Genomic DNA, 20,593 nt, shown 5'->3' with positions numbered 1-20,593 from the left:
TCGCCTGTGGCTTATGACCAGTATGATAAACATCTGGCCTTTTTGCCTATCCTATTGGCATATAAATTGATTTACCGGGGCAAATAACAGAAAGGTGATGAGAAAACAGCCAACTTCACGTCAGTACGCCACCTCTTGCGTCTGCTGGCTCAGCAGAAAACAGATCATAGCGGCTCGCAGTGGGCTGCTGCTTCCCGCTTGCCATGCCCCGCGTTGGGTGGTGATACTGGCCTGCCACTGCGGATGATTATCCTGGCTGATGGCGTTGAGGCTAATGTTATTGGCGCAGATAATCGGCCAGGCATCGGCAGGGTTCTTGCAATAGTCTTTACCTTTTACCCCACCGTAAGGGTACCATTTCTCCGGGTTTTCCCCGGTGATTAGCGCAATACTGCGGTTTACTTCGGCGTCACTTTCTTCATACCATTTAATCATTGGCGATAACCCTCTTTCTTATAGTTAACGCTACATTACGATGCTGATACGACAGATTTATGACAACTGGCTACACGCTTAAGGATATTCCTCATCATGCTATCTGGCCTTAACCACCTGACCCTCGCCGTCAGCGATCTTGATCGCAGCTTTGCTTTTTATGTCGATACGCTGGGCTTTAGCCCTAAAGCCCGTTGGGCACAGGGAGCCTATCTGACGCTGGGTGAACTGTGGCTATGCCTGTCGCTGGATGGCGCTCGCGTAGAGCAACCCAGGCACGACTATACCCATTATGCTTTCAGCATCGCACCCGAGGATTTTGCCGCCTTTGCCGCGCGCTTACGCGCAAATAAGGTGGAAGAGTGGAAAAGTAACCGTAGCGAGGGAGAATCACTCTATTTTCTCGATCCCGATCGACACGCGCTGGAAATCCACTGCGGCGATCTGACCAGCCGTTTAGCGGCCTGTCGCGAGAAACCCTATGCGGGTATGGTGTTTTACTGAGGGTGGAATGGTGAGAAGGTGCGATTGATTCTTTACCTTCTCACAAAATCAGTCTTGAGCTTAACGCTCTGGGATAAACCCTTTGAAACCCAGCGCCGGGCCGAGATCGTCGTCATCGCTCGGCTCTTGCTCTCCGCGTGCGTTTTTCACCAGCGTTTTCAGCAACGCCGTTTGCTGGCGCTGCTGCTCGGCAATCTCCTGTAGCAGGCGAATCTGCTCATCGGCACGCACGCTGGCGCGGTTCACCAGGAACCACACCCACAAGCCAAGCAACACGGATAATATGACAACGGCAATGGAAATCAGGCCGGACGGCCCATAACCTAAATCGTACATGAACAACCCTATCTACTGCATAAACCAAGCCGCTATCTTACCACTCCCGGTCAAGCCAAGTGCAGGTTTGCCAGAAATTGTTATTACGCCATGTTACAAGAATGGCGATGGCTTAAAACCGCCGCCATGCGGTAATGCCGGTCAGTTAAGCGCAAAACTGCATAATCATGCGCAATGGCTAAAGGAGTCGCCCCCTCTCCCTGTGGGAGAGGGCCGGGGTGAGGGGCTTGTAGTGCGGTGTTCGTCCCCTCACCCTAACCCTCTCCCCAAGGGAGAGGGAACTGGTTAGCCTTAACTGGCAAGCATTACCGCCATGCGGCGGTTCACAAGTTACTCGCGGTTAAACTTCATCTCAATCAGCGCGATCGCTTTTTCAATCGCCCGCTTGGTGACGGGATCGGCCCCCGCTGGATGGGTGGAAAAATCAATACTCTTCAGTTGGCTGGCCATCTTGTCCCGTACTTCCGTCGGCGCGATAACGTCGATCACGTCCAGGATCTGTTTGATAACCAGTTGGCAGGCAACCAGATCAGAAACCAGCTCCTGATCGTTGCTCAGCATGTCAGACATAATAACTTCCTTCTTGATTCAGATGCCGCATAGTACAACATGTCTATCACTCAATAAAACGCTCCAGGCGATGGCGCAACTGGCTATTTTCTTTGCGTAACTGCTCAATCTCCTCCAACAGCGTCAAGGCCACAGCGATTCCTGGCCAGTCCAGCGCCAGTTCGTGCTGTAGGCGTTGGGCGCGATTGAACGCCGCTAGCGCACCATCGTCGAACAGCCAATCGGCCGCCTCAGGATCCCGCGGCTCAATTACCCCCAACCCCACCACCTCGCTCAATTCGGCTTCGGTCACTCCGGTATGCAGGCAGAACTCAGTCACGGTAAAGGTTATCTGTAACTTGGCCATTATGCTTTACTCCATGCAGTACGGGGATCGAAGGCGGCATTAGCCTCAGCCAGTTGTTGCCAGAGTGCTGCCTGCTTCTCATCCGGTTTAGACGGCATAACAATCTTGATCACCGCATACAAATTGCCGGTCTCTTTCTTGCTGACCAGACCTTTGCCCTTAATTCGCAGCCGCTGGCCGGCCTGGCTGCCCGCAGGAATGGTGAGCAGAATGTTATCCGCCAAAGTGGGCAGCGAGACTTTTGCCCCTAGCGCAGCCTCCCAAGGTGCCAGCGGAACCATAATCTCCAGATCGTGCCCGATCACTTCAAACAGTGGATGTGGAGCAAGCTTAATGATCAGATACAGGTCACCATTCGCACCGCCATCAGTACCAGGAACCCCTTGGCCCTTAACGCGGATACGTTCGCCATCCGCTACTCCCGCAGGAATTTTTACGTTAAGGGTTTTGGGGATTTCTTTTTCGACCAGACCAAAAATGTTGTATACCGGCACCTTATAGCTCAGTGATCGGGTTTGTTCACTCAGGGTTTCCTCCAGGAACATCGCCACGCCGAGTTCCACATCCTGCCCACGCGCAGCACGCCGCTGCTGCCGACCCTGCGCGCCGCGACCAAACATCGACGTAAAGATATCGGAGAAATCTTCAGCATTGCCACTCTCTGTGCGGCGCGTCTGCCGACCAAAGCCAGGATCGTTACGGTGCTGAAGCATTTGGTCATACTCCGCACGTCGTTCGTTGTCTTTGAGCACTTCATAGGCTTCAGCAACATCTTTAAAACGGGCTTCCGCATCAGCTTCGGTGCTGACATCCGGATGGAATTTCCGTGCCAAGCGGCGGTAAGCGGTCTTGATTGCTTTAATGTCATCTGAAGGTTTAACCCCTAAAATGGCATAGTAATCCTTGATTTCCATAACCTTATGATCTCATTTTTATCGGTAACCGGTGAAAGTGGACACGCTGATTTAACGGCTTGGCAACCTGGAACCGGCTCAATACGCCGATCAACCTCTCAACAATCAGGCTCCCAAAGCGCACAACCAGGCCAAGTATACTGCCAAAGTCAGAATGACGACTGCCGAACTGGAAACCGATCATCATGCTGAGAGCGACACCAGAGGCAAAAGGGTTATTGAGCTTGTGGCATGGCTGGTCGTTTCGGGCGGGTAAATGATGATGACAGGGCACCTTACCTGGAACCCGCCATCATTGAGTTGCATTAATACCGATAAGTGGGTTGATTACCTGATTTCACTGATCGTCACCTCCCACACCTTCCGCGTTATTGACCATCATCACTGGCGCAGCCATAAAGGCAGCGACGCCCACGATGACAAAAAGAGTAATAATCACTGTTATTAACATGCGATCACCCCATCAATATGACGTTGTTACGGTTGGCTCTCTGTTTCGGCTAAGAACTTCTCGGACCTGGACCACTCGGGTTGTCGGTTGCGGGTAATTTCAGATTAGCTGGTTTTTCCGGATGATGACAAGTCATCCGGTAAAGCTTTTTTCTTAGATAGGGGTAAAAAGGCGAGTATTGCAGGCCAGCGCATTCCGTTGGTTAATCAGCTTGCTTCAGAACCAGTATCTTCTAACCAGGTTCCGCAGGTTTGATTTTTGCCCTTTCTCTTCGCCTGATACAGTTGCGCATCCGCCAGCAGCAAGAAATTGGCCAGCACACCGGTGCTTTCGGCACTTCGACAACAGACTCCCAGGCTGATACTGACAAAGGGCGATACCGAGGAGTCGCCATGAGGGATCTTCTGCTCAATCAGCTGTAATCTTATTGATTCCGCCACCGCCATCGCACCACCCAATTCGGTATTGGGCAGCAGACAGGCAAATTCTTCACCACCGTAGCGGGCAACCAGATCGGTAGCGCGCTTCAAAGCATGGCGGATAGTTTTCGCCACACGACGCAAACAGTCATCCCCAGCCAAATGGCCATACAAATCGTTATATTTCTTGAAAAAATCGACATCAATGATAATCAGGCTAAGCGGTGTCTGGTGACGATTGGCCAGTTTCCACTCCTGATCCAGCCGCTCATCAAAATAGCGCCGGTTATGTACTTCGGTTAAACCATCCAAATAGACTAATTGACGTAACAGGTCAGACTGCGCCTTCAGCAACAGATGGGTACGCACTCGCGCTCTGACCGTGTTTCTGTTGATTGGCTTACTGATAAAATCCACCGCACCTTCATCAAAACAGCGAGTTTCAGTCTCCTCGTCAATATGGGCCGTGACAAAGATAATGGGGATATCCTTGGTTTCAGGCAGAGCCTTGAGCTTGGCACAAACCTCATAGCCACTGATGTCCGGCATTTCAATATCCAGCAAAATCAGATCCGGCTTCTGCTTAATACAGACATCCAGCGCCTGTTTACCATTGGTTGCCATACAAACCTGATGATCGGTAGAGAACGCTTGGTATAACACCTGAATATTGATCGGGTGATCGTCGACAATCAGCAGCTTTGGCTTATCTAAACTCGGTAAAAACACGACGGCATCTTGGTCAAGCGAGTTATTTATCGTCATTACTTTCATTCCTTTGAATTAAACAGCCGTCCAGTAACGCTTGAGCTATCTGGATGGCCAGCGCAAAGTCTAATTGGTTAATCGCGTGACTCAGCGGAGAAAATGCCTCACCTACTTGGTGGCCAAAAGTCGCCTGTAATTGATTCATTGCTTCCAGTGCTGCCATATCTGAATTTTGTAACAGCAATATCAGCGCGTTCAGATCCGAGCCAAGAGAATCTGTCTTCCCGTTCCCTGCTGAATCCGCATCAGCAGCCTTACCTTGCAGCATTTGGCTCAATTCTACCATCCCGAGCTGCACGGACCGGGCCTGATCTTTTATGTCACTCAGCAAGCTCGCTATCGTCTCTGGATCGGGTATTGATGCACCGCTCAATAATGTCTCCCCCTTGCCGGCATGTTGCGACAAATGCGTTGCGCCAAGCTGCGCTGCCAGCCCCTTTACAGTGTGCAACAGACGCGATGCGGAGCGCCAGTCCTGCTGCGCGACCAGCGTATCGAGTTGTTCAGGGAAATCAGCCAGTTCAGCCCCAAACAGCGAGATCATTTTCTGCAGCAGCGGAATGTCCCCACCCAATCGATTGAGGGCCGACTCCAGTTCAATACCTGCCACCGCTGCCGCCTCTTTCCATTCCACTAATAGCGGTGAAAGCGTCTCTTTATGTGTGGCAATCGCTATCTCAGGCTGTTTGCTATATTTCCGTACCACACGGATCAGATTATTCAGGTCGAAGGGTTTACCAATATGATCGTTCATCCCTGCCGCCAAACAGGCATCGCGATCGGAAGCCATCGCATTGGCGGTCATGGCAATAATAGGTAAATCCACCAGCCCCAGCGTGCTACGAATATACTGCGTAGCGCTTAACCCATCCATGACGGGCATCTGCAAATCCATCAACACCACATCAAAGACGGAGGCGTTATCCTGCAGGATATCAATCGCCTCCTGGCCATGGTTGGCAATCTGCACAATAGCCCCTTCATCCTCCAACAATTCGCGGGCAATCTGCTGGTTGTTCACGTTATCTTCGACCACCAACAGCCTGATACCGGGCAATTGTTCCGAAGGGGCCGCCAGTCTAGGCGGCGAATTATCGGGCTGTTTGCCTTCGCTTAGCGCATCGGTCACTGAATCCAGCAGCATAGAAGCCGTAATAGGTTTGACCAGATAACCATCAAGCAACGCCTGATCTTCCTCGCTGCGCTGTAACAGCATTTCGCGATCGTGGGCGGTGATCATAACAATCATCGGCGCAACCCCTTCCGGCATGAGTTCGCGTACAGACTTACTGGTCTGCCAGCCGTCCAATCCCGGCATTTGCCAGTCAATGAATAGCGCACCGTAGGTAATACCTTGCTCGCGTTGCTGCTGCATCAGTTGCAACGCTTCGCTGCCACTGTTGGCCACATCAACGGTCCATTTTAACGATTCACCCATGCGCTTAATCAGATCGCAGGCCGTCGGGTTGTCATCAACCACCAAGACGCGTAGATAATTTAATGCATGGGCCCTGACCGCCAATGGCTCAGGCACCTCACTCACAATCGATGAACGAGCAGGAACAGGCAGCGTAAGGGTGAAATGGAACAGACTGCCATGACCAAGCTGACTTTCTAACTCCAGTGTCCCGCCCATTAAGGCCACAAAGCGCTGGCTGATCACCAGCCCCAATCCCGAACCGCCGAAACGGCGGGTGATAGAGGCTTCCGCTTGGGTAAACCCACTGAAAATACGTTCCTGATGTTCAGGAGCGATCCCAATCCCGGTATCGCGAACGCCGAAATGCAAGGTCACCTGATCACTGTCTTGCTGAACAACCTTAATGAACAGTATCACCTCCCCCTGTTCGGTAAATTTCAGCGCGTTGCCACCCAGATTGATTAATATCTGTTGCAGCCGCATGCTGTCACCCACGACAAATGAGGGTAAGCGCGGCTCAATATCAAACAGGACCTCAACGTTTTTAACTCTCAGGTTACTGGATAGAATGACGGACAGATCCCGCAGCATGGTATGAATATCAAACGGGATGCATTCCAGAACCATTTTGCCCGATTCAATTTTCGAGAAATCCAGGATGTCATTCAGCAACCGCAGCAGCGTACGGGCTGCCGCTTCAATTTTGATGGCATAGTCAGCTTGTTTATTGTTGAGCCCGGTTTTCCTTAATAGGGTCATCATCCCCAGAACGGCATTCATTGGCGTACGTAATTCATGGCTCATAGTCGCCAGAAATGCCGATTTGGCATGATTCGCTGCCTCTGCCGCTTGCCTGGCTGCCCGAAGGATATTCTCATCCTCATACTGTTGGGTGACATCACGATTTATCCCCATCATTGAGACAGGACGGCCATTCTCATCCCGTTCTACCATTCCGCTTGATTGAATAAACCGGACTTGGTTATTGATCACAATGCGGAAATTCTGGCGGTAAACACTTTCACTTTCCAATGCCGCCTTCACGGCATGTGTAACCTCTTGACGATCGTCTGGATGCAGCAGGCTATACCAATGCTCCTGAGGAATAGGCGCATGACATAGCTCCGCGGGCAGCGCATAAATATCATTCATGCGCTCATCAAAAGAGAAGGTTTTATCTGGAATATTCCAGAACCAGATCCCCAACTCCGCCACATCAGCGGCCCGGATCAATTGGTTACGGGCAATAGTCAGGCTAGCTTGCTGATTTTTGTTGGCGGTAATATCAATCTGGATGGAGATATAGCGGTCGATCTCGCCTGCACTATTTTTAAACGGCGCAATGGTGGTATCCACCCAATAAATGCGCCCATCCTTCGCTTTGTTACAAATTTCGCCCCGCCAAGAGGTTCCGCTGGCGATATCTTTCCACATCGCTTGCCAAAACTCAGCGGGATGAGTATGCGAGTCTAATAATCGATAATTCTGGCCAATCAACTCTTCCCGTTGATAACCACTGATTTTACAGAATGCGTCATTAACCTCAGTAATTAACCCATTACTATCAGCGGAAGAAATGATGCCATGCAAATTAAGGGTGCTGAGCAACGCGTTATTTTCACGTAAAGCGGCCTCAAGGCGCATATAAGTGGCTTTACGCTCACTGATGTCCGATTCAATGGCCATAAACCCGATAGGTTCATTCTGATCGTTGTAGCGCGGTTGAATTTCTAATTCAATCCAGTATTCCTGGCCCGATTTAGACCGGTTGATGATTTCACCATTAAACGCTTCGCCGGCATCCAATGCGGCTTTCATTGCCGCAGCAACCTTTTTATCGGTACTCGCACATTGCAGTAATCGCCCTGGGGACTGACCAAGAACTTCGGTTTTACTGTAGCCCGTAATGCGTTCAAAACCCTCGTTAACCCACAGGATACGCCGCTCAACATCTGTAATGATCACCGCATTGGAGGTGTTTTTAGCCACCAGCGCCAAACGTTCGAGATCTGCCGTCATATTACGTGCCAGCATTTCTGCACGATAGCGCCCGTTTATCTGTTGCCGCAGCAATAACGCCAGGGCGGAACTGAGCAACAAACCAAAAGCAAACAATAACCACGGAGCGTAACGTTCCGTCAGTGCCTCAAAGGAAGGGGTACTGGTTACCCGCAGGGTCATCTCGCGCCCTGGCAGCGTCAAGGTATTTATCTGGCGGAATGTTCTGGCATTTATGACCTGATCGCTATGCTCTTCTTTTGGCATAAAATCTGGTTTTTGGCTGCCATCAGCATCAAAAACCAAATGTTGTGCAAAGAGGTCGCGCGTGCCGTTAAATAGCTCGATATCCACTCGCCTATTGGTGAACTCTGGAATATCACGTAGCAGATCGGCAATCACGATAGGCGAATAGAGCAGCCCCACCAACGACGCCTGCCTCTCCGCAGGCGTAACAGGGTTGGTACCATAAGCATAAACCGGTACAAACAGCAAAACGCCGGGCGTTTTACGGCTATCCTGCACTAAATTAAGGGTGCCAGACAGCGTGGGTTGGCCGGTATTAATCGCCGATAGAATAGCCGCACGCCGGACAGATTCAGAGCCAACGTCAAGCCCTTCCGCACCATGATTATCTTCAGCCGGCTCAATATATTTAATGATATACAGATCGTCATAATGCTTATCATCAAGCTGGTGGACAGTAAATTCCGGGGCACCATCCGCTCTGACCTGCGCAAGAAACGCCTCCAGATGGTTACGTTGTACCCGTTGAATAAAACCAAACCCTCGTACCCCTGGGAACTCAACCGACAGGTCATGGGATGCGACATAAGCACGAAACTGTTCACGATTTAAGTCGTTATTGGTGGCATAGGCACCTTTCGCGCCATTCAGGCCGTATACCGGTTGAGAAAAACGCCTGACAATCTCACCAGAAATCCGCTCAACGTTGCGTTGAAATTCAGCCTTGGCATTAAGTTCAATCTCATTATAAAGCTGCCAGGCCCCAACGCCTGAAAGGATCACGCCAACGATAAATAACAATACCGGCAAGAGATTAACCTGCTGTGACAAATAGTTATCCCAGAAGGAGAAGACTTTCCGGGTGCGAGTACTTTCATTTGACCGTGGAGGTGCCATATAGCGTCACATTCCCTATAAACAGCAATAGCTCAAGCATAGCCGTATTACTATGTGATTCAAGGTGGTGCAGACGCTTTGTTTAACGGAAGTGATAACCCTGCACAGGGCTGTAGCGGCTGGAATGGCACGGGCAATCGACTATCGGTGGTGACAACCTCAAATCTCTGGGTTAGGCTAGGTGCGTTTACCAACGTCTTTTAGTCTAGGTTAAACCGATAAGTTCTGTAAAATCATAGCATTAGCAGAGTATCCGCGAGCATTCAGGATTTATAAATTTAACAATAAATCAATAGGTAAGTGTATTGATACAAGAACACCACCTCTCATTAGTCTGCGCCCTCAGTAAATGGGTTGAAACTCACCTCGGGCGAGTGATCCACTTGGAAGAACTGGCTGAGTATTCAGGCTACTCTCTGTGGCATATGCAGAAGCTGTTTAAAGAAGCGACAGGGATCTCGCTGGGCAAATATATTCGTGAACGCCGTCTTGCCGGAGCGGTGTACCAACTGCGCAGCAGTGAAGCTTCCATTTTTGACATCGCGCTGGATTTTGGCTTTGGTTCCCAGTCGCATTTCACTTACATGTTCAGAAAACGTTTCGATATCACTCCGTATGATTTCCGCCAGGATCTGAGCGTGGATCTGCATATTGAGCCACCCTTGCACGTCATTCATCAGAAAATGGCCTGAACCACGCCTCAGGCGCGATAATACGCCACCAATAATGCCAGTATGGCCACCAGTGCTGGCAATGCCTGAACCCAGAGGATTTTGCGGCTGGCGGTCAAACCGCCGAAAACGCCCGCGACCAGCACACAGCCCAGAAAAAACTGTTGGGTAGGCACATCCTGCCGCCACATTCCCCACAGCAAGCCAGCGGCAAGAAAACCGTTATACAGCCCTTGGTTTGCCGCCAATACTCGCGTGGCGGCGGCAAACTCTGCCGTTGTGCCAAAAGCACGCCTTCCCGCTGGCGTTTGCCAGAGAAAGACCTCCAGAACAAGAATGTAAATATGTAAGAGCGCAACGAAGAGAATCAGTATGGCGGCAATAAGTATCATATTTTATCGGCTTATTCTTAGGCATGAATATAAAGTATAAACTTGCTCTCTGACCTGCCTATGCCAAGGCGTAAAAAAATCCGCCGAAGCGGATTTTTAATTAACTATTTAGGGTTAGTTTAGCATCACCGAAACCAACGCAGCAATTGAAAGCCAGAATAGCGCCGTTGCAATCACAATATGATATAGCCTTGTACGAGAGAGTAATTGGTTCATAGCAACCTCACAACGTCAACGAGCCGACAGACCAAATTCACCCATTAAGATCAACCTTAGTTCAGCATGGTTTTTTTTATTTGCGGCAGATCACTTTTTCACTAAATGATAATCTTTCAGCAAAAAAGATCTTTTAACCAGGCAAAACTCTTTCGCTACCTATATTTAGCTATAACGCCAAAGTGGATTGCCACAGCAAATGGGTCATAGCCTAAACTGACAGTATAAAAGCGTTAACGAAGAGGATGCGATAGCGTTATGTACGCATTAGTGATGTTCGTTTGCTATCTGGATGGTGGCTGTGCCGATATTGTGGTTGATGTCTTGCGTGATGAGCAGCAATGCCTGCTGGTGATGAAAGAGCAGCGGCTGCGCCATGCCGGTTGTTATCCGATTGAGGATTTTATCGACGGCCTGTGGTTACCCGCCAGCGAGTAAAAACGAAAAAGGCAGAGTTCGCACTCTGCCTTTTGACCACTTCCCGACACAGGAATGGGGTAGACAGATGCAGGTGCGAGCTACGCGCCCTCCTGCATCTGGAGATAAACGCTTAGAAACGATAGGTCAAGCTGGTCGCAACGATGTTGTCGTTGTTCAGCCCCAGCTTATTGCTGTCGTCGTTCAACTGGTTGATTTTGTAATCAACGTAGGTGTACATATTTTTGTTGAAGTAATAGGTCGCACCGATTTCAACATAGTTCGCCAGATCGGCATCACCAATCCCTTCGATGTCTTTGCCTTTGGATTGCACATAAGCCAGAGAAGGACGCAGGCCGTTTTCGAACTGGTATTGCGCGACGATTTCAATGTTCTGGGTCTTTTTAGCCACGCCTTTTACACCGTTAAAGGTGATTGGGGTCATATTACGGGTTTCTGCGTACATGGTGGCCAGATAGAGCTGATTAGCATCGTATTTCAACCCGGTCGTCCAAGCTGAAGCGCTGCCATCGCCCTTACCGTAGAAAGCATTTTTCTGCGCTTCAGTACGATTGGAATCAGAATAGGCTGCCGCTACCGCAATACCGCTGCCGCCGATGTCCTGATAAACCGCTGACAGACCGTAGCCGTCACCGTTCTGGCGGTGCAGGTCGCGGCCTTCGTTTTTACCCTGATACTGCAGCGCTACGTTCAAGCCATCCACCAAACCGAAGAAATCACGGTTACGGTAGGTCGCCAGGCCGGTAGAACGACCGTTCATGAAGTTGTCGGTTCTGGTGTAAGAATCACCACCGAACTCTGGCAGCATATCGGTAAAGGATTCAACATCGTACACGACGCCGTAGTTACGACCGTAATCGAATGAACCGTAGTCTTTGAGCTTCAGGCCCGCAAAGCCCAGACGGGTTTTGCTGCCCTCGTTCGCATCGATGCCTTCGCTTTTGTCGGCTTGATATTGGTATTCCCACTGGCCATAACCGGTCAGTTGGTCGTTAACCTGCGTTTCGCCTTTGAAACCCAGACGCACGTAAGAGCGGTCGCCATCTTCTTTGCTTTGGCTATTGCTGTTAGTGATAAAGAGATGTTTGGCGTTAACACGGCCATACAGATCGAGTTTATTGCCATCTTTATTGTAGATTTCTGCCGCATTGACCATTGAGGTAACGGTACCGAGGGCGACCGCCAGAGCGAGTACACTGCGTTTCATAATTTCTTTTCCTAGATATTAATTAAAATCTGCCCGTCACGCCCAATTTATGGTTTGGGCTGTGATCTTTATCGTTGTGTATTTTATGAAGGCTCCTAATTAAGAGCCATGTGACATTATCATCATGAATAAAAACTTAAAATCAAAAAGTTCATAAAATAACGGCTGGAAACCATGTTTATTTGTAACAAAACATGAACAGAAGTGGTAGGCGTAACCAGCTGATTAAATTTAATATTTTTAAAATTTTTGATAGATTAACAGGTGAAACCGTTCATCTATGAGCAGAAAAGTTTCATTTTGTTTGATTTTTACCCGCCGAGCAACGGCCTCAATCTTGGCAGGATGGCTCATCGAGTTGCCTATTTCACATTTCTGCATATCTAAATCGAGTTAAGTGATTCAACCCATTTAGCCTTCATTTATGAGTCCTTTTATCTTGGACAGTGCAAGAAATAACTTAGGTTAGCGAATAAGCAGCCATTCGATGTCAGAGTCATCAAATAAAATACTCGGTTGTCTCGCAGAAAATAATCGTCGCGCCACAGGTTCTTTTCAACCTGCGGCGCTGAGGAAGGGATCAGAACAGGGTACTACGCGGGATTTCAATCAGCATCATGCCAGCACGCAATCCTAGAGCCACGCTGGGATTCGGGAACAATATCCACTCTTGGTCATGCTGCACCCGGTATATCTCGCCAGGTTGTTCACACAACAAGGTTCCCCGCGCCAATGCGGTAAAGTTAGCCGTGTCATGACTCAAATGCAGCTTAAATGCTTCACTGCGCTTAATCAGTGATTGCTCCACGCGGAATACACGCACGGGAGCCTGCGCTCGTGGCGGCAACGGCTCGGCGCTGATAAACGCCCGTAGAGCCTGATGAATACCCGCAAACTGCTGTAGGTCGTTGCTGCCAAACGGCCGTGCCTTTCCCAGCTCCAATGTGCAACTGGCAGCCTGCCATTGTTCACTGGAGAAATGGCTGAAAGTGCCCCCCGGAGCCTGATGGATCACCACGGCATCTAACGCCGCCGCATCCAGCAGCGCCAGCATTTCCGCGCTGTATGGCCGCTTTTGAAACGGCAACAGGCCAAAGCGCGGTAAATACGATTCGCGGATCGCCGTATGCAAATCAAAGTGAAAGCGTGCGGCACTTTCTCCGGCAAAGAAGGCACCGATCGCCTGCTCCAGCCACTGCGCCCGCATGGTTTCCTCACTTGATTCAAACTGACCATAGCGGCCACCAAACATGCGGTTCATATCGCTGCTCAGATAGCGCTTGCCAGCGCGCATCGCAGGTGGGTTGCCTAACACCACCAGCAAACGCACCGCCAACGATCGGGTGCCCGCGAGTATTTCACCCAAACATTGGTTAAGTAATTCGATGGGTGCCGTTTCATTACCGTGGATACCGGCAGAAATCACCACAGCACATTGATAACCGTGCAGCGGGCAGATCTCCAGCAGCCCTTCCCCCAGCCACTGCCAACGCAACGTCGCATTTTCACCACAGGGTTGCAGCGGTTCTTCCCCCGCCAACGTCAGCGCCAATAAGTCGATCATGATTGCTCCGGTTATTGCTGGAACGGGTAAACAGAACCCAAGCCGAGGATCGATGTCAGAGCATCCAATGCATCGCGCCCTTCACGCAGCAACTGGGGATCGGCCAGATCGCCCTGCGTCAGGCGATCGCGATAATAGCGATCAACCCACTGGTTTAGGGTGGTAAACAGCGCGTCATTCATCATCACCCGTGGGTTGACTGCCCGCAGTTCCTGCTCATTCATCGCCACCCGCAGCCGCAGGCAAGCCGGGCCACCGCCGTTGCGCATGCTCTCACGCAGATCGAACGCCTTGATCTCATCAATCGGGCCGCCGCTGGCCACCATTTCCGTCAGATAGTGCCAAACCCCCTTGTGCTGGCGGGACTCTTCCGGCACCACGATCATCATTCGGCCATCCGCTTTGGTCAGCAGTTGGCTGTTGAACAGGTAGGTTGCTACCGCATCCGCCACGCTAACGCGCGCGCTAGGCACTTCGATCGCCACCAGTTCAGAACCCGCCGCGGCCATCTTGCGCCGGACTTCATCCAGCCCGCGCTGCTGATGCAGGAAAGCCTGCTGATGATGAAAGAGAACCTGCTGATTGCTGACCGCAATCACATCGTTATGGAAGACCCCTTGATCGATCACCGCCGGGTTCTGCTGCAAAAAGACCGTCTGTTCTGAGTCCAACTGGTGCAAACGAGCAACCGCTTCGCTGGCTTCCCGCGTCTGCCGCGCCGGATAGCGCGTTGGTACCTGTTCCCCACCGAACTCCTGCCTGCCGTAAACGAACACCTGCACACCGCGCTGGGCGTAGTCGCCCCCTAGCCGGTTATGGTTAGCCGCCCCTTCATCGCCGAACAGCGCCACCTGTGGCAACGCCTCATGATGCACAAAGTGCTGCCGATCGCTGAAAATCGCCCGCAACACGGCAGAAGTGGTTTCAGCCTCGATCGCCCGGTGGAATTTGTTATTCAGGTTGGCAGCGGTAAAGTGCACTTTACCATCGGCGCTGTCGGCAGAAGGTGACACCGTCGCCGCATTGGCGGTCCACATGGCAGAGGCCGAACTGAGCGCAGAAAGCAGCTGCGGCGCCGTACGCATCGCCTGAGCCAGCACGCTTTCATCAGAGCCGCTGAACCCCAGTTTGCGCAGCATCGGCAGATGCGGGCGTTCCTGCGGCGGCAATACCCCTTGCTGAAAGCCCAAATCCGCCAGCGCTTTCATTTTCAGCAAGCCCTGCTTAGCCGCCAGCTTCGGGTTGGATACCGCGTTGCGATGCTGGGTCGAGGCTTCGTTACCAAACGACAGCCCGGCATAGTGGTGCGTCAAACCGACTAACCCATCGAAATTGACTTCATATCCCGACATTGTTCTCTCCTCAGGGCATCAGTTAAACGACAAACCGGGTGACAGGCTGGTTGGCAGCGTCAGGCTGGGGCTTTCCAGCGACGCCATCGGCCAGGCGCAGTAATCTGCCGCATAGAACGCACTCGGGCGATGGTTGCCCGAAGCCCCGACGCCGCCAAAAGGAGCGGCACTGGAAGCACCGGTCAACGGCTTGTTCCAGTTCACAATACCGGCACGCGCTTCCAGCAGCAGTTGTTCGAACTGCTCACGCTGCGGTGACACCAGCCCAACAGACAGCCCGTAGCGGGTGTTGTTGGCGATGCGCAATGCGTCGTCAAAGCTGTCGTAACGGATGATGGTGGTCAGCGGGCCGAAATACTCTTCGTCCGGCACATTAGCAACGCCCGTAACATCAATAATGCCAGGGCTGAGTAAGGCGCTGCCGCTCGCCAACTGCCGCAACGTCAACAAGACCTTGCCCCCTAACGCCAGCAGCTGCTGCTGTGCTGCCAGCATCTTCTCGGCTGCGGCAACCGAGATTACCCCGCCCATAAACGGCTGCGGTTCGGCATCCCAGCGGCCGATACGTAAAGCACCAGCGACTTCAACCAAACGCTCGATAAAGGCATCGCCTTCCGGCCCGCGTTTGACCAGAATACGGCGCGAACAGGTACAACGCTGCCCGGCAGAGATAAACGCCGATTGGATCGCCAGGTTCACCACCGCATCACGATCTTCAATCTGTTCGACGATCAGCGCGTTATTGCCACCCATCTCCAACGCCAGGATTTTTTCCGGCTGCCCGGCCAGTTGACGATGCAGGTGGTAGCCGGTATTGGCACTGCCGGTAAACAGCAGCCCATCGATATTCGCGCTGGCGGCCAGCGCCTCACCGGTTTCACGCCCACCCTGCACCAGATTGATCACCCCATCTGGCAAACCGGCCTGCAACCAGAGTTTCAGCGTCGCCTCCGCCGTCAACGGCGTCAGTTCGCTCGGTTTAAACACTAAGGTATTGCCCGCCAACAAGGCCGGGACGATATGGCCGTTCGGCAGATGGCCGGGGAAGTTATACGGCCCAAACACCGCCAGCACGCCGTGCGGGCGATGGCGCAGCACCGAAGCACCGTCGGCCATGGCCGTTTCTGTTATGCCGGTGCGCGTCTGATAGGCTTGCAGGGAGATCCCCACTTTGCCGATCATCGCCTGCACTTCGGTCAGGGTTTCCCAGCGCGGCTTACTGGTTTCACGGCTGATCGCTTCCGCCAACGCCTGCTTATGCTCTTCCAGCAGCGCCGCAAAGCGTTTGACCAACTGTTCGCGCTGGGCAAACGGCGTACGGGCCCAGGCGGGAAACGCACCGCGCGCGGCTTCACAAGCGGCGGCCACATCGGCTGCATCCGCCGCGTTAGCCTGCCACAACGGTTGGTTATCTACCGGATCGGTTTTACTGAATTCAGCGCCATGGCCTTCACGCCAAGTTCCGTTAATCAACAATGCTGGGTGTGACATTACGCCTTCTCCTGTGCAATAAGCGTGATTACCCGCACCTGGCTGCCTTGTTCAACGCCAAGCGCCGCTGCGGTTTCGGCGTTGATGCGCAGACGATCGTCATGCAGATCGGCATGCACCAGCAGTGCGCGGTAATGGGGATAGTTGTCGTTAGCCACCAGATACACCGGGGCATCACTGTTCATTGGCACATCATCCAGTACCACTTTTACCAGTTTGCTGCGCTTCACCGCGCGGATCTCGTCAATCTCCGCCTCCAGCGTTGGGCCACCGTCAAAGATATCCACGTAGCCCTGATAGCGCAGCCCTTCGGCCTCCAGCAACCGGCGCGCCGGGGCGGTGTGCGGATGGACTTCACCAATCACATTCCTGGCATCTTCAGCCAGGAAATCAACATATAACGGATGTTTCGGCATCAGTTCGGCGATAAAGGCTTTCTGCCCGGTGCCGCTCAGGTAATCCGCCTTGGCAAACTCAATGGAAAAGAAGTGGCGACCGACGCTTTCCCAGAACGGTGAGCGGCCGTTCTCGTCGGAAAAACCGCGCATTTCGGCAATCACTTTACGGGAAAAGTGCTCGCGGAACGCTGCCATAAACAGGAAACGCACTTTAGACAGCAGCTTGCCGTTCTCGCCGTGACGATAGTCGGGATCGAGGAACAGCGTGCACAGTTCCGAATGGCCGGTATGGTCATTGCTTAAAAACAGCGTCGGTACCGATTTGTACACGTTAAGCTGTTTTGAAGCATGCACCTGCGTGCCCACGCGGAAACTGTACCAGGGCTCAGATAACCCCACAGCCACCTCGATGGCGCTGACGCCAACCACTTGTTGGCGCTCGGTATCTTCCAGGGCAAACAGGTAACATTGTTCGCTTTTCGGCAGTTCGCCTTGCCAGGTTTTTAACGCCCGCTCAATACGTGCCGACAGCGTATCTTCATTCTGCGGCAGAGAAGTCAAACCAATACCGGATTTACCGGCAAGCGTCAGTAAGTCAGCCAGATCGCGACGCGCTATAGGGCGGATAATCATCATGATGCGAACCTCGAAAATCGTCCCCAGGGTTTTTCACGCCAGCCAGGGATAGGCTGCACCACTTGGGTGCAGCCGCTTTATTAACTGCAGATCCGCGCAACCGCACGCGCGAACCGCGCCAGCCCTTCTTTAACATCCTGTTCCGGGATGATCAGCGAAGGGGTGAAGCGCACCACATCCGGGCCCGCGATCAGGGCAATCACCCCTTCCTCGTTGGCCAGTTGCGTGATCTGTTTAGCCTTACCCGCATAATCCTTGCTTAATACACAGCCAATCAGCAGACCGCCACCGCGGATTTCCGCAAAGATCGGATACTGTTGATTGATTTTATTCAACCCATCGATAAACCACTGGTGACGCTGTTTTACCCCGTCCAACACTTTCGGGGTGTTGATCAGAGAGAACACCGTACCGGCCACCGCCGTTGCCAGCGGGTTGCCGCCGTAGGTGGTGCCGTGAGTGCCGACGCCCAGCGTTTTCGCCAGTTTGTCCGTGGTGATCATCGCCCCGATCGGGAAGCCGCCGCCCAGCGCCTTGGCGGTGGTTAACACATCCGGCACCACGCCGTATTGCATATAGGCATACAGATGCCCGGTGCGGCCCACGCCGGTTTGTACCTCATCAAAAATCAGCAATGCGCCGTGGCGATCGCACAATTCACGCAGCCCCTGCAGGAACAGCGGATCGGCGGGCAATACGCCGCCCTCGCCCTGGATCGGCTCGACGATCACCGCGCAGGTGTGGGCATTAATCACTTCCGCCGCCGCAGCCAGATCGTTAAACGGGGAATGAACGATCCCAGCGGGCAACGGTGCAAAATCCTGCGAATACTTCGGCTGGCCACCGGCAGAAACGGTAAACAGCGTGCGGCCATGGAAAGCATTGTTGAACGCCACAATCTGGTTCTTTTCGCTGCCGTTATTATCCAGCGCATACTTGCGCGCCAGCTTCAGCGCGGCTTCGTTGGCTTCCGCCCCGGAGTTGCAGAAAAACACTTTCTCAGCAAAGGTGGCGTCGATCAGCTGTTTTGCCAGGCGCAACACCGGTTCGTTGGTGTAACCATTGCCCAAGTGCCACAGCTTGCCTGCCTGTTCCACCAGCGCCGCTTTGACCTGCGGATGAGCATGCCCCAGCGCGTTCACGGCAATACCGCCGGCAAAGTCGATATAAGACTTGCCCTGCTGATCCCAGACGTGTGATCCCTCTCCCCGCACCAGAATAAAATCAGCGGGTGCATATACTGGGACCATCCAGTCATCGAAAGACTGGCGGGTAACTGCGATTGGCTGTTCCATAGTGACCTCATTAACTTCAGCAAAGGCTGAATTTTGACTGTAAGGGCCGTTCCTGCACCGGAAGCAATGCAACACCACAAAAAATCGTCTTGCTGATGAGATTTTCTGACCGACGATAATTCTTCTTATCAGCGGCCATTCAGATACAAACCTGTTACATAAAATCGATTTTTCGCTATATCTGTCGCATTTAGCACCCCGGAACGGGGAATAAATGTTAACGAGTAGTTAAAATACATGTCGTTTCATAAAGAGTGTAGAGCAGCTATCGTGCCAAATCGGGTTTTTTAGCGTATTTTGAAATTTTTTTCGTTAAAACAAGAAGTTATAATGCATAAATATTCAATATTTATGCATTGGTAATGAATGATGGAAAAAATACGGTGTGAAATCATCGTTGGCAGCGAAATCCTATTCAATCGCAAAATTCTTCTGTTTCTCTGATCGCGCTCGCAAAAATAATTTGGCCCGTTGGCGGAAGATTCACGCTTTTGCACCACGGCGGTGCATTAGGCGCACTCAATTGAGGCGTTCCGCCGCGCGATTCAGTCATTACGCGCCCTGACATATTTTTGCCCGTTCGCTGTCGTACAAAAATAAAGGCATTAACTACACTTTGATTGCGCCATCTCTCCCACTGTTGAGGCTCCAGCATGCCGAAGAAAATCGTTGATCTCAGCCAGCCAGCCGCAGAACAGGGCACCGCCGCCTTTTTGCAGGCGTTGAATAGCGGTGTGGGCAAACCCATGGAGCAAATGAAGCCGAAAGAAGCGCGTAAGGTGCTGGAGGCGGTGCAACGCAGCGTCGAGGTACCGTTGCGTGACGTTGAAATTGAAGAAAAAACTATCCGCGTGGCGGGCAAGGATATTCTGCTGCACATCGTGCGCCCGCCCAGAGTGAAGGGGAAATTACCGGCGTTTATGTTCTTCCACGGCGGTGGCTGGGTGCTGGGTGACTTCCTCACCCATGAGCGGCTGGTGCGAGATCTGGTTTACAGCTCTGGGGCGGTTGCGGTGTTTGTCAATTACACACCGTCACCGGAAGCTCACTATCCCAGTGCGATTCATCAGGCCTACGCCGCCACCGAGTGGGTGGCGGAATTTGGCGAGAAAATCAACGTCGATAGCACGCGCCTGGCGGTGGTTGGCAACAGCGTGGGCGGCAATATGGCGGCGGCGGTCAGCCTGCTGGCAAAAGAACACGCCACGCCAGCACTGCGTTGCCAGATCCTGCTGTGGCCGGTTACCCATGCCAGTTTTGATAGCGGGTCATATCATCAGTTCGCCGAAGGCCATTTCCTGACGCGCAATATGATGAAATGGTTCTGGGATCATTACGCCCCTGATAAAGCCTTGCGCAAAGAGATCTACGCCTCACCGCTCAATGCCACGCTGGAACAGCTGAAAGGCCTGCCGCCAGCGCTGATCCAAACCGCAGAGCTGGACGTATTGCGTGACGAAGGCGAAGCCTATGCCCGCCTGCTGAACGCTGCGGGCGTTGAGGTCACGGCCACCCGCTACAACGGTCTGATCCACGATTATGGCCTGCTGAACCCGCTGGCCCACGTACCGGCGGTGCATTCCGCCCTCCACCAGGTCGGGCGCGCGTTGAAACATTATTTGGCCTGAT

The 20,593-nt window shown here is 52.4% G+C and carries 18 protein-coding genes; 4 read left to right on the top strand and 14 right to left on the bottom strand.

Going from position 1 to position 20,593, the window contains the following annotated elements; all coding sequences use genetic code 11:
• Positions 1 to 120 precede the first annotated feature (120 nt).
• Entirely contained in the window at positions 121 to 435 is a 315-nt protein-coding gene (locus tag ACX1CU_RS09735) for a phage protein NinX family protein (protein ID WP_459402356.1), read from the bottom strand.
• A gap of 96 nt (positions 436 to 531) precedes the next feature.
• Between ACX1CU_RS09735 and fos the strand changes: the two genes are divergently transcribed.
• Positions 532 to 939 (top strand): fosfomycin resistance glutathione transferase, encoded by a 408-nt coding sequence (fos, locus tag ACX1CU_RS09730; RefSeq protein WP_459402355.1) that lies wholly within the window; start codon positions 532 to 534, stop codon positions 937 to 939.
• A 60-nt stretch (positions 940 to 999) separates the two neighbouring features.
• On the opposite strand, the gene ACX1CU_RS09725 is transcribed toward fos, so the two are convergent.
• From ACX1CU_RS09725 to ACX1CU_RS09700, 6 genes are all read right to left on the bottom strand, one after another.
• Positions 1,000 to 1,275, bottom strand: coding sequence for a YebO family protein (locus ACX1CU_RS09725; RefSeq protein WP_459402354.1), 276 nt, complete (start codon positions 1,273 to 1,275; stop codon positions 1,000 to 1,002).
• A gap of 330 nt (positions 1,276 to 1,605) precedes the next feature.
• On the bottom strand, positions 1,606 to 1,845 hold the full coding sequence (locus tag ACX1CU_RS09720; protein ID WP_459402353.1) for a DUF2766 family protein: 240 nt from the start codon (positions 1,843 to 1,845) through the stop codon (positions 1,606 to 1,608).
• A 46-nt stretch (positions 1,846 to 1,891) separates the two neighbouring features.
• A complete protein-coding gene (gene cbpM / locus ACX1CU_RS09715; protein WP_459402352.1) occupies positions 1,892 to 2,191 on the bottom strand; it encodes a chaperone modulator CbpM in 300 nt (99 codons plus the stop codon).
• The gene (gene cbpA / locus ACX1CU_RS09710) at positions 2,191 to 3,105 is read right to left on the bottom strand and encodes a curved DNA-binding protein (protein ID WP_459402351.1); all 915 of its coding nucleotides are present in this window, start codon (positions 3,103 to 3,105) and stop codon (positions 2,191 to 2,193) included. The genes cbpM and cbpA overlap by 1 nt, the downstream gene beginning before the upstream one ends.
• 657 nt (positions 3,106 to 3,762) lie before the next feature.
• On the bottom strand, positions 3,763 to 4,740 hold the full coding sequence (locus ACX1CU_RS09705; protein WP_459402350.1) for a diguanylate cyclase: 978 nt from the start codon (positions 4,738 to 4,740) through the stop codon (positions 3,763 to 3,765).
• Complete coding sequence (locus ACX1CU_RS09700) at positions 4,727 to 9,304, bottom strand: CHASE domain-containing protein (RefSeq protein WP_459402349.1); 4,578 nt, start codon at positions 9,302 to 9,304, stop codon at positions 4,727 to 4,729. Before ACX1CU_RS09700 ends, ACX1CU_RS09705 begins: the two co-directional genes overlap by 14 nt.
• A gap of 305 nt (positions 9,305 to 9,609) precedes the next feature.
• Here ACX1CU_RS09700 and ACX1CU_RS09695 point away from each other — a divergent pair, with 305 nt between their 5' ends.
• The gene (locus ACX1CU_RS09695) at positions 9,610 to 9,996 is read left to right on the top strand and encodes a helix-turn-helix domain-containing protein (protein WP_459402348.1); all 387 of its coding nucleotides are present in this window, start codon (positions 9,610 to 9,612) and stop codon (positions 9,994 to 9,996) included.
• A gap of 8 nt (positions 9,997 to 10,004) precedes the next feature.
• Here the strand turns inward: ACX1CU_RS09695 and ACX1CU_RS09690 are convergent, their stop codons facing one another.
• On the bottom strand, positions 10,005 to 10,367 hold the full coding sequence (locus ACX1CU_RS09690; RefSeq protein ID WP_459402347.1) for a DUF1304 domain-containing protein: 363 nt from the start codon (positions 10,365 to 10,367) through the stop codon (positions 10,005 to 10,007).
• A 474-nt stretch (positions 10,368 to 10,841) separates the two neighbouring features.
• Here ACX1CU_RS09690 and ACX1CU_RS09685 point away from each other — a divergent pair, with 474 nt between their 5' ends.
• Positions 10,842 to 11,021, top strand: coding sequence for a YdfD/YebW family protein (locus tag ACX1CU_RS09685; RefSeq protein ID WP_459402346.1), 180 nt, complete (start codon positions 10,842 to 10,844; stop codon positions 11,019 to 11,021).
• Between the two features lie 112 nt (positions 11,022 to 11,133).
• Here the strand turns inward: ACX1CU_RS09685 and ACX1CU_RS09680 are convergent, their stop codons facing one another.
• The 6 genes from ACX1CU_RS09680 to ACX1CU_RS09655 form a co-directional block, all read right to left on the bottom strand.
• Entirely contained in the window at positions 11,134 to 12,231 is a 1,098-nt protein-coding gene (locus ACX1CU_RS09680) for a porin (RefSeq protein WP_459402768.1), read from the bottom strand.
• A 577-nt stretch (positions 12,232 to 12,808) separates the two neighbouring features.
• Positions 12,809 to 13,792: a succinylglutamate desuccinylase gene (gene astE / locus ACX1CU_RS09675; protein WP_459402345.1), complete on the bottom strand. Its 984-nt coding sequence runs from the start codon at positions 13,790 to 13,792 to the stop codon at positions 12,809 to 12,811.
• An 11-nt stretch (positions 13,793 to 13,803) separates the two neighbouring features.
• Positions 13,804 to 15,144 carry an N-succinylarginine dihydrolase gene (astB, locus tag ACX1CU_RS09670; protein ID WP_459402344.1) on the bottom strand — a complete coding sequence of 447 codons (1,341 nt, stop codon included), beginning with the start codon at positions 15,142 to 15,144 and terminating at the stop codon, positions 13,804 to 13,806.
• A gap of 18 nt (positions 15,145 to 15,162) precedes the next feature.
• The gene (astD, locus tag ACX1CU_RS09665) at positions 15,163 to 16,635 is read right to left on the bottom strand and encodes a succinylglutamate-semialdehyde dehydrogenase (protein WP_459402343.1); all 1,473 of its coding nucleotides are present in this window, start codon (positions 16,633 to 16,635) and stop codon (positions 15,163 to 15,165) included.
• On the bottom strand, positions 16,635 to 17,669 hold the full coding sequence (astA, locus tag ACX1CU_RS09660) for an arginine N-succinyltransferase (RefSeq protein WP_459402342.1): 1,035 nt from the start codon (positions 17,667 to 17,669) through the stop codon (positions 16,635 to 16,637). The genes astD and astA overlap by 1 nt, the downstream gene beginning before the upstream one ends.
• Before the next feature lie 80 nt (positions 17,670 to 17,749).
• Positions 17,750 to 18,964 (bottom strand): bifunctional succinylornithine transaminase/acetylornithine transaminase, encoded by a 1,215-nt coding sequence (locus ACX1CU_RS09655; RefSeq protein WP_459402341.1) that lies wholly within the window; start codon positions 18,962 to 18,964, stop codon positions 17,750 to 17,752.
• Positions 18,965 to 19,617: 653 nt separating this feature from the next.
• Here ACX1CU_RS09655 and ACX1CU_RS09650 point away from each other — a divergent pair.
• Entirely contained in the window at positions 19,618 to 20,592 is a 975-nt protein-coding gene (locus ACX1CU_RS09650) for an alpha/beta hydrolase (protein WP_459402340.1), read from the top strand.
• The last annotated feature ends 1 nt before the right edge of the window (position 20,593 follow it).

The organism is Serratia sp. D1N4 (assembly GCF_054552755.1).
The sequence above is the reverse complement of the archived record's forward strand: the minus strand, read 5'-3'. Positions and strand labels throughout refer to the sequence as shown.